9 protein-coding genes and 2 pseudogenes are annotated in these 7,994 nt (G+C 66.8%); 6 read left to right on the plus strand and 5 right to left on the minus strand.

Annotated features, from left to right (window positions below; translation table 11 throughout):
• The first annotated feature begins 289 nt into the window (after positions 1-289).
• Positions 290-985 (plus strand): TetR/AcrR family transcriptional regulator, encoded by a 696-nt coding sequence (locus ADBZ6I_RS14085; RefSeq protein ID WP_526384859.1) that lies wholly within the window; start codon positions 290-292, stop codon positions 983-985.
• Between the two features lie 71 nt (positions 986-1,056).
• On the plus strand, positions 1,057-1,428 hold the full coding sequence (locus ADBZ6I_RS14090) for a DUF2470 domain-containing protein (protein WP_526384861.1): 372 nt from the start codon (positions 1,057-1,059) through the stop codon (positions 1,426-1,428).
• 232 nt (positions 1,429-1,660) lie between these two features.
• Here the strand turns inward: ADBZ6I_RS14090 and ADBZ6I_RS14095 are convergent, their stop codons facing one another.
• On the minus strand, positions 1,661-2,053 hold the full coding sequence (locus ADBZ6I_RS14095; protein ID WP_526384863.1) for a hypothetical protein: 393 nt from the start codon (positions 2,051-2,053) through the stop codon (positions 1,661-1,663).
• Positions 2,054-2,111: 58 nt separating this feature from the next.
• Positions 2,112-2,330 carry an SHOCT domain-containing protein gene (locus ADBZ6I_RS14100; RefSeq protein WP_526384865.1) on the minus strand — a complete coding sequence of 73 codons (219 nt, stop codon included), beginning with the start codon at positions 2,328-2,330 and terminating at the stop codon, positions 2,112-2,114.
• 235 nt (positions 2,331-2,565) lie between these two features.
• Here ADBZ6I_RS14100 and ADBZ6I_RS14105 point away from each other — a divergent pair, with 235 nt between their 5' ends.
• Together ADBZ6I_RS14105 and ADBZ6I_RS14110 are read left to right on the plus strand one after the other, a co-directional pair.
• Complete coding sequence (locus ADBZ6I_RS14105) at positions 2,566-3,318, plus strand: response regulator (RefSeq protein ID WP_526384867.1); 753 nt, start codon at positions 2,566-2,568, stop codon at positions 3,316-3,318.
• A 20-nt stretch (positions 3,319-3,338) separates the two neighbouring features.
• Positions 3,339-4,463 carry a sensor histidine kinase gene (locus tag ADBZ6I_RS14110; protein WP_526384873.1) on the plus strand — a complete coding sequence of 375 codons (1,125 nt, stop codon included), beginning with the start codon at positions 3,339-3,341 and terminating at the stop codon, positions 4,461-4,463.
• Here ADBZ6I_RS14110 and ADBZ6I_RS14115 read toward each other — a convergent pair.
• Both ADBZ6I_RS14115 and ADBZ6I_RS14120 read right to left on the minus strand, forming a co-directional pair.
• Entirely contained in the window at positions 4,433-4,663 is a 231-nt protein-coding gene (locus ADBZ6I_RS14115) for a heavy-metal-associated domain-containing protein (protein WP_526384869.1), read from the minus strand. The two genes, ADBZ6I_RS14110 and ADBZ6I_RS14115, sit on opposite strands and share 31 nt — an antisense overlap.
• 8 nt (positions 4,664-4,671) lie before the next feature.
• Entirely contained in the window at positions 4,672-5,331 is a 660-nt protein-coding gene (locus tag ADBZ6I_RS14120) for a DUF305 domain-containing protein (protein ID WP_526384875.1), read from the minus strand.
• Positions 5,332-5,515: 184 nt separating this feature from the next.
• Between ADBZ6I_RS14120 and ADBZ6I_RS14125 the strand changes: the two genes are divergently transcribed.
• Complete coding sequence (locus ADBZ6I_RS14125; RefSeq protein ID WP_526384871.1) at positions 5,516-5,932, plus strand: DUF302 domain-containing protein; 417 nt, start codon at positions 5,516-5,518, stop codon at positions 5,930-5,932.
• Here the strand turns inward: ADBZ6I_RS14125 and ADBZ6I_RS14130 are convergent.
• A pseudogene (locus tag ADBZ6I_RS14130) lies at positions 5,930-6,394 on the minus strand (cation transporter); the annotation flags it as partial. The gene ADBZ6I_RS14125 and the pseudogene ADBZ6I_RS14130 overlap by 3 nt on opposite strands.
• A 415-nt stretch (positions 6,395-6,809) precedes the next feature.
• Between ADBZ6I_RS14130 and ADBZ6I_RS14135 the strand changes: the two are divergent.
• A pseudogene (locus tag ADBZ6I_RS14135) lies at positions 6,810-7,994 on the plus strand (hypothetical protein); the annotation flags it as partial.

A 7,994-nucleotide genomic window follows, 5' to 3' on the forward strand; every position in this document is an offset into this window, starting at 1 on the left:
CCGCGCCGATAGCGATTCCGAAGACGAATAGTGTCCCTGTTGATCCGGTGACGTGGTAGCCGAACACCGAGAAGTCCCCGGTCAGCGGGTGCGTGGGTCCGGAATTAGCCAACACACCGACGACGGCAGCGACTACAGCGACGAACAGGACAAGCAAACCAAGAATGACGAGCATGACGCCTCAATTTTCGATGGCAGAACTCCAGTTAACGCCCACTTCAGGAGCCTGTCAACACCGTTGACCCACAGCGATGGGTTACAGTGACCGGCGAAGGGAGTGCTGTTTGCGATGAGCACAAATTCCACCGGGAACCTTCAGGTCACCGAAGCGTTCATCCTGGAAACCGCTTTGTCGATCATCGATCGCGACGGCGCGGACAGCTTGTCGATGCGCCGACTCAGCGAAGCGGTGGGCCGCGATCCCGCGGTGCTGTACCGCCACGTGCCCAACAAGGCCGCGGTGCTCGACGGTGTCGCGGGAATTGTCCTGGAGAAGCTCACCGTAGACACCACGGACCCGGACTGGGCCGGCCAGTTGCGGAGCATCGCCCACGATTTCCGCCGGTTGGCCCTGACCCATCCGAACGTCGTCCCGTTGCTGGTCACTCGGCCGTTGGCCACCCCACTGGGCCTGCGGCCGCCCGGAACACTGCGGCACCTCGAGGACATCCTGGCGCTGCTCACCGCCGCCGGATTCTCTGGCGATGACGCCCTGCACATCTACCGGGTGCTGTTCGCCTATCTGTACGGCCACATCCTGACGGAGTTGCAGGAGGTCGTGGAACGGCCCGAGGAAACCGACCATGTTCTGCGCCTTGGTCTGCACCGGCTGCTAGTTACCGAATTTCCTCACGTCCGTTCTCTCGCAGCAGCATTGGCCTCCTATGACGGCGCCGCCGAACTCGACCGCGGCCTCGATCTCCTCATCCCGGGCCTGGCCTCAGCCCTATCTCGCACGGACACATCACCACCGAACACGACCTGAAAGAACGCGGCGGCGATCGCACAGCGCCGAGCGGGCGACATGCCATCGGCAGAGGTAGCCAACTGCTGGTATTGATCGTCGACTCGATCATTTACGCCGACGCCACGGGAGCCGAAGTCGTCGATAAAGCAGGCCTTCTCGCCGCGCGACCTGATCCGTTCTGTCTGGTCGAGTGGCCATGGCTGCATCACCTCCAACACCACCACCCGGACATGATCGAGCGGCTCCGGTTGCGCCTGCCCCGCGGCACACGACGCGGACGCATCCAACTGATCGGATTGGACCGCTATGGCGTCCTGGTGAAAACCTCAGGGCCTGAGGGTGATCGGCAGCACCGGATATCATTCTCCGCTCCCGTTGCCGATCACGCCGGCCTTTCCCGTGCACTTCGGATATTGACAGCGCACCCGTTCAGCAATGCGCTACGGACTGGCAACGGCTGAGCCTGGTCATCACATAGATCACCGCGCCGGAAGGCGCGATGCCGTAAGTGACACCGGCAGAAGCCGGCTACGCTGTCGCGTCAGCTGTGGCGAGCACCGCGAAGTGTTGGCGCCGCAGCTGCCGCTCGACCGCCGCGTAGGCGTGCTCAGTCAACGACGCGACGCCAACAGCATGACCAGGACCATACGGGGAACCTTTCCAAGCTTCTTATCTGTTTGCCCACCTCGGGGTTTAGCGCTGCCCACCCGGTGGCATCGGCGGCATTGAGGTGGTGGCCGGTCCCCTGGCCCCGCCCGGAGCCATGCCGCCAGAACCCATGCCCCCGGGGCCCATACCGCCGGAGCCCATGTCGCCGGGTTGCATCTGCATCATCGGGCAGCCGGCACCCATTGGACCGTCGGTGCGCATCTGGCCGCTCTGATATCCGCGTTGCCAGCCGTCGCCGCCTGCCACCCGAGCAGCGAAGAATCCGGAAAAGAAGACCGCGCCGACGATGAAGACGATTCCTGCGGCGATGCCCACCCACGCCAGAACCTGGTAAAGCCGAGTGTTGCGGTGAACAACAGGTCCAGTCACCGTGGGCGGGTCGATCCTGTCGGTGGTAGTTGGCGACGATTCGGTCATTGTGGTGATGCCTCCTTGCTGAAGATCTGGCTTGTGGAGCCGGGGTCGTGGTTCGTCTTCATTTCTGGTGTTCCCGCAGTACAAGGATGCGTCGCCGGTATTCCTCGTCGTCGATCTCACCCCGGGCGAATCGCGCCGCGAGCAGCTGCTCCGGCGAGTCTCTGTAGGGCTGGTATCCGGAGATCGCTCGCGACTGGGCGGTGCCCGCGCTGAACCGGATCACCGCGATGATCCCCACCACGATGAGGGTCCAGAACAACACCATCCCGATAGCCATACCTGCATACCCCCAGCCACCCATTCCGTGGTCCCACCACCCGTTCATTCCGTGGTACCACCACCCGTTCATTCCGTGGTACCACCACATCGCCACCAACCTCCTTCAGCATCGCCTCTACCCGATTCCCAGACTGCGCTTGAAGCCCCGGCTGTCGGGTGTTCGTTGTGTGAAGATTCGCTCAAGGACGGCCTCAAAACGGTTGAGTGGCCAACCCGCACGGCACGATGAACAGATGGAGGTCATATCGGGGACCACTGGGAGCAGCCCTGCCGCCGGTTACCGCGCCTTGGTGGTCGACGACGAGGCGCCGCTCGCCGACGTGGTCGCCAGCTATCTGCGACGCGATCACTTCGAGGTCACGGTGTGTCACTCCGGGGCCGAGGCGCTGACGGCGGCGCGGGAGGTCGATCCCGACGTCGTGGTGCTCGATCTGGGGTTGCCCGGTATTGACGGCCTGGAGGTCTGCCGGCAGCTGCGGACTTTTTCCGACGCCTACGTGGTGATGCTGACCGCTCGCGACACCGAGGTCGACACCATCGTCGGCCTATCGGTGGGAGCCGATGACTACCTGACAAAACCGTTCAGTCCCCGCGAGTTGGTAGCGCGAATCCGGGCGATGTTGCGCCGGCCCAGATCGGTCGCGGCACCGGCTGTGCCCGGCGGCGGGCACGGCGAACAGCCACCACGGGTCTTCGGGCCGCTGTCAATCGATCTCGCCGGCCGGGATGCTCATCTCGCCGGCGAGCCGATTCCATTGACGCGCACCGAGTTCGATATCTTGGCCGCTCTTTCCTCGCGCCCCGGAGTCGTGTGGAGTCGCCGCCAGTTGATCGAGGCGGTCTGGGGAGACCCGTGGGTGGGCAACGACCACCTCGTCGACGTCCACGTCGGGCATGTGCGGCGCAAACTCGGCGACGACCCCGCCGACCCTCGATTCGTCTTCACCGTCCGCGGTGTGGGCTACCGGATGGGCAGCGGGCAGTGAGCGCGCCGACCGGGCTCGGGATGCTGCGGCGGCTTCTGCTGGCGCAGGCGCTGGTGCTCGTCGCAGTTGGGGTCACCACCTGGGTGGTGGCACTGGTGGTGGGGCCGCCGCTGTTCCGCGATCACCTCCACCAAGCCGGTGTTCCCCACAACTCCAACGAGCAGTACCACGCCGAACAGGCCTTCCAGCACGCCACCGCGCTGTCTATTGCGGTGGCCATCACGGTGGCCGCCACGACGGCGTTCGTGGTCACCGCCTACCTCAGCCGGCGCCTGCAGCGCTCGGTCACCGAATTGTCCGCGGCCGCATCAGCGGTCGCCGAGGGTCGGTACGACATTCGAGTCTCCACTCCGCAGCTCGGCGACGAGTTCGACGGATTGGCAGTGGCTTTCAACCGGATGGCCGACCGCCTGCAAGCGGTCGAGTCGACCCGCCGCCAGTTGTTCAGCGACCTCGCCCATGAGATCCGCACGCCGGTCTCTGTACTGGAGGCCTATCTGGAAGCCGTCGAGGACGGCGTGAAGACCTTGGACCCGCCGACCATGTCGATCCTGCGCGAGCAGACCGGCCGGCTGGTGCGGTTCTCGGCTGACACCGCCGCCCTGGCCCGGGCCGAAGAGGCTCACGTCGCCATCGCGCCGGAATGGGTCGATGCCGGCGAACTCGTTTCTGCGGTAAGCGCCGCGATCGCCGACCGCTACGCAGCCAAACACGTCACTCTGGACACCCGCGCACCTGCGGCCGGCCGGTTGTGGGCCGACGGTCAACGTCTGTCGCAAGTGCTGATCAACCTGCTCGACAATGCGCTGCGCCACACTCCGTCCGGCGGGCATGTCACTCTGGCCGCCATCCGGAACGGCAACGACGTGACCTTCACCGTCACCGATGACGGGGATGGCATCGCGGCCGAGCACCTGCCGCACGTCTTCGAGCGCTTCTACCGCGCCGACTCCGCCCGCGACCGGGGGCGCGGGGGCTCCGGAATCGGCCTGGCAATCGCCCAGGCGCTGACCGAGGCCCACGGCGGGCACATCACCGCGGCCAGCCAGGGCCCCGGCCGCGGCACCACCTTCACGGTGGCTTTACCGATCCGTTCGACCGCAGCAGGCCAGGATCACCCGGTAGCGGTACCGACCAGCTCGTAGCCGGCGCGCTGAACGGCGTCACGCATGACGTCCTGTGCCAGTTCCGCCGTGCTGGTCACGGTGATCGTCGAAACACCCTGCGGGACAGGATCAACTGTCACATCTGTGACAGTGCCGAGCGCTTTCAGCTCGGCCGTCACAGCCCGTGCGCAATGGTCGCAGGTCATTCCCCGCACGTAGTAGGCGCGTGTCGCGGACATCGGAGGTCCTAGAGCGTCTTCAGGATCTCGTTCATGGTGTCGATCTCCTTCTGCTGGCTCTGCACGATGGCTTTCGACAGCTCAATCGCCTCGGGGAATTCGCCGTTCTTGATTTCGTTCTGCGCCATCGTGATTGCGCCCTCGTGGTGCTTGATCATCCCGGTGAGGAACAATTTGTTCGCTTCCACACCCTGAGCGTCCCGCAATGACTGCATCTCGGCCGGCGACAACATCCCATCCATGCCGCCCATGCCCATGCCGCCCATCCCCGGCATACCGGGCGCCATCGAGCCGGAGCCGTCCATGCCGCCATGACCCGGCATGTCCCCCATGCCGCCATGGCCGGGCATGTCATTGATGTCCATGTTCCACGCGTCGAGCCAGCCCTGCATCTGCTGAATCTCCGGGCCTTGGGCGGCCTTGATCTGCGTGGCCATCTCAACCACTCGGGGGTCCATGCCCTGCTTACCCAGCACCATGTCGCTCATCTCGATCGCCTGCTGATGGTGCGGGATCATCATGTGCGCGAACATCATGTCGGCCCTGTTGTGCGCGGCCTGCACGGACTCCGTGGTCTGACTCTGAGAGGGGACCGACGACGGCGCCGCCTCCTTGGTGGCTGAGTTGCTACACGCGCCGATGGCGGCCACCGCGGCGAGCGCGGCCATCCCGGTCACCACAGTCCTTGACTTGCCCACTAGTACATCCCTTTCGTCGGTGAAGCCCACTGGAGTCAAGCCTGCCCCGCGACGCCCAGGGCTGGCCTAGCCGTTCTGTGAAGATTCGATAAAGAACGCCTCGTACGGGGCCGAGCCCGTGAGGTCGGCCGCGGATTCGGGAAAGCTGGAAAGCATGTCCATTGCTATCTCGACATCACTGCACACTTCGTTTTCCGAGGCCGTGGCCCGTACCCGCGAAGCTCTGGCTGATCAGGGCTTTGGGGTTCTCACCGAAATCGACATGAAGGCAACGCTGAAGAAGAAGCTCGACACCGACATGGAGGACTACCTCATCCTCGGGGCCTGCAATCCCCCACTGGCCCACCGAGCAGTGGGCGTCGACCGCCAGATCGGGCTGCTGCTGCCGTGCAACGTGGTTGTGCGCGCCGACCCCGCCGACGACACCCGGGTGCTGGTGGAGGCGATGGATCCTCAGGTGCTAGTGCAGGTGACTGGCGACGCGGAGTTGCAGGAGGTGGCCGACGAGGTCGCCGGCAAGCTGCGCGCGGCGATCGACGCGGTGGGCGCCACGTCCGGCGCGCCGTCCTAGGAAGGCGAACACGTCGTCGCGCAGCCCGAACGGCGTCGGCACGCTGAAGCCGAACATGTCGCGACCCATCGGCGACCACAGCATGATCGGGATCGACAACACCAGCGCGACCAGGAACCGGTTGCGCATATCGCGCACCATGGCGTCCATCGACATCCCGGCATGCCCGCCGTGTCCCATCATCTCGTGCGGCGGCGAGCCGGGCGGCTCCGACGTCGGCTCGCAGATGTGGTCCGGGACTGAGCGACCGTCGCAGTGAAAGCCACACTCTCGCACCCAGCCGGCCAACTCGGCGACCGAGGTCAACGCCGGGTCGTAGCTCACCGTGGCGGTGTGGTTCACCGCGTTCGCCTCGACCGCGTTGACGCCAGGTCGACGCCGCAACGCGGACTCGACGACGCCCGCCGAGGTGGCCCAGTGCAAGTCCCCGACGTTCAGGGTTGTGCTTGTGGTCGTGTTCACCTGCCCGGGGTTCCCCGCACGGCGCGTTTTCCTCAGCGGTTCGACAAAGATCTGATGTTGATCACGCACCTTCCGGGCTGACGTCGACCACGTCTTTCATACCGCCCTCGTAGTGGCCGGATTCCAGACACGCCATGCCGGTGAGCCGGTCGGCGCGATGTCAAGCGGCGGCTGCAGACTCGGCGCAGGGCGCCTAGCCTGACCCCATGCTGCACACGACGCGCGTCGTCGCCGCCTCGGGCGCGGGACTGCTGGCCGCCATCGCCACACCAGTTCTGAGCAGAGCCTCGACAGTTACCGACCCAATCCGTCCCGTCGCGCAATAGTGCGTATGCCGCTGTGCTCGCCGACGGGCACAGCCGGAAGGGTTGGAATGGGACGCACCGGCGCATCGCCTGCCCCTAATGTCGGATTCATGTCTGTGGTGAAGGTCAGCGTGTCCGGTGCCAGGGCTGTACGTCGGGGCCATCGCGATTCGGCAGCGCCGGCATGGCTGGCCGCGGGTGTACTGGCCGTTGGCGTGGGGGCGGCGGTGCTGACAGGTGCGGCACCGGCTCACGCCGACCCCGATGACAGCGGCACCGGCCAGGTGTCGCGCGGCGGCGATGCGAAAGCGGCTGGGAACAGCGAGCGCGGCGCGCGTTCGGCGACGCGGTCGGCTGGATCGGCACCTCTGGCTCCGGCCCGCGGTTCGGAAATCCCGGCCACCCCGCCCGCCGAGGTAGCGACCCCCGATGGTGCCATCGGCGCGCGAACCGGGCCGGGCAGTTCTGCCACGGCACAGGAGGTTGTTCAGCCGGCCCCGACAGCGCAGAACCCACCGGGCCCGCCCCAGCCGCCATCAGCCCCGCCCGCGGCTTCGGCGGCCCAGGCGCGGCCGGCAGGCGCGACGCCGCCGGACACCGGAGAGGGTGACCGGGTGCCGTTCGGCATGACGATGGGCGTGCGGTCTCCCAGTGCCGCGACGGTGAGTGGTCCGGTCTCCGACTTCATCCGGATCTTCGTCGGTGACGGGACCGCGGTGAACCCCGACGCCGGCATCCTGCTCGGCAGCGGCTACAGCTGGACGGCCTACGGCGGGGTGTGCACCGCCGGCACATGCGATGGCGGCCGTGGAGGGCTGTTCGGCAACGGCGGCAACGGATTCGCGGGCGGCAATGGCGGCAACGCCGGCTGGTTCGGCAACGGCGGCAACGGCGGAGACGCTGTGATCGCAGGCGGGTCGGGCGGCCACGGCGGCCGAGGCGGGCTGATCTTCGGCGGCGGGGGCAGCGGCGGTGCGGGAGCCGCGGCGCCGAAAGGTCAAGCCGGCGGGGTGGGGGGCGAGGGTGGAAGAGGCGGAACCGGCGGAGCGGTGTTCGGCGGCGGCGGTACCGGCGGGGCCGGCGGCCATGGGTTTGCCACGGGCGGCGACGGCGGAGGAGGCGGTGCCACGGGCCTGTTCGGGATCTGGCACATATTTTTCAAGCCCGGGTCCGGCGGCGCCGGCGGCTTCGGCGGCGACGCGGGCGGCGACGGGGGCGCCGGCGGCGATGTCGGGTTGCTGTCGGTGTGGGGCACCGGAGGGACAGGCGGGGCGGGCGGCGACGGCGGTATCGGC

It is taken from the genome of Mycobacterium sp., assembly GCF_044342925.1.
Lineage (GTDB): Bacteria > Actinomycetota > Actinomycetes > Mycobacteriales > Mycobacteriaceae > Mycobacterium.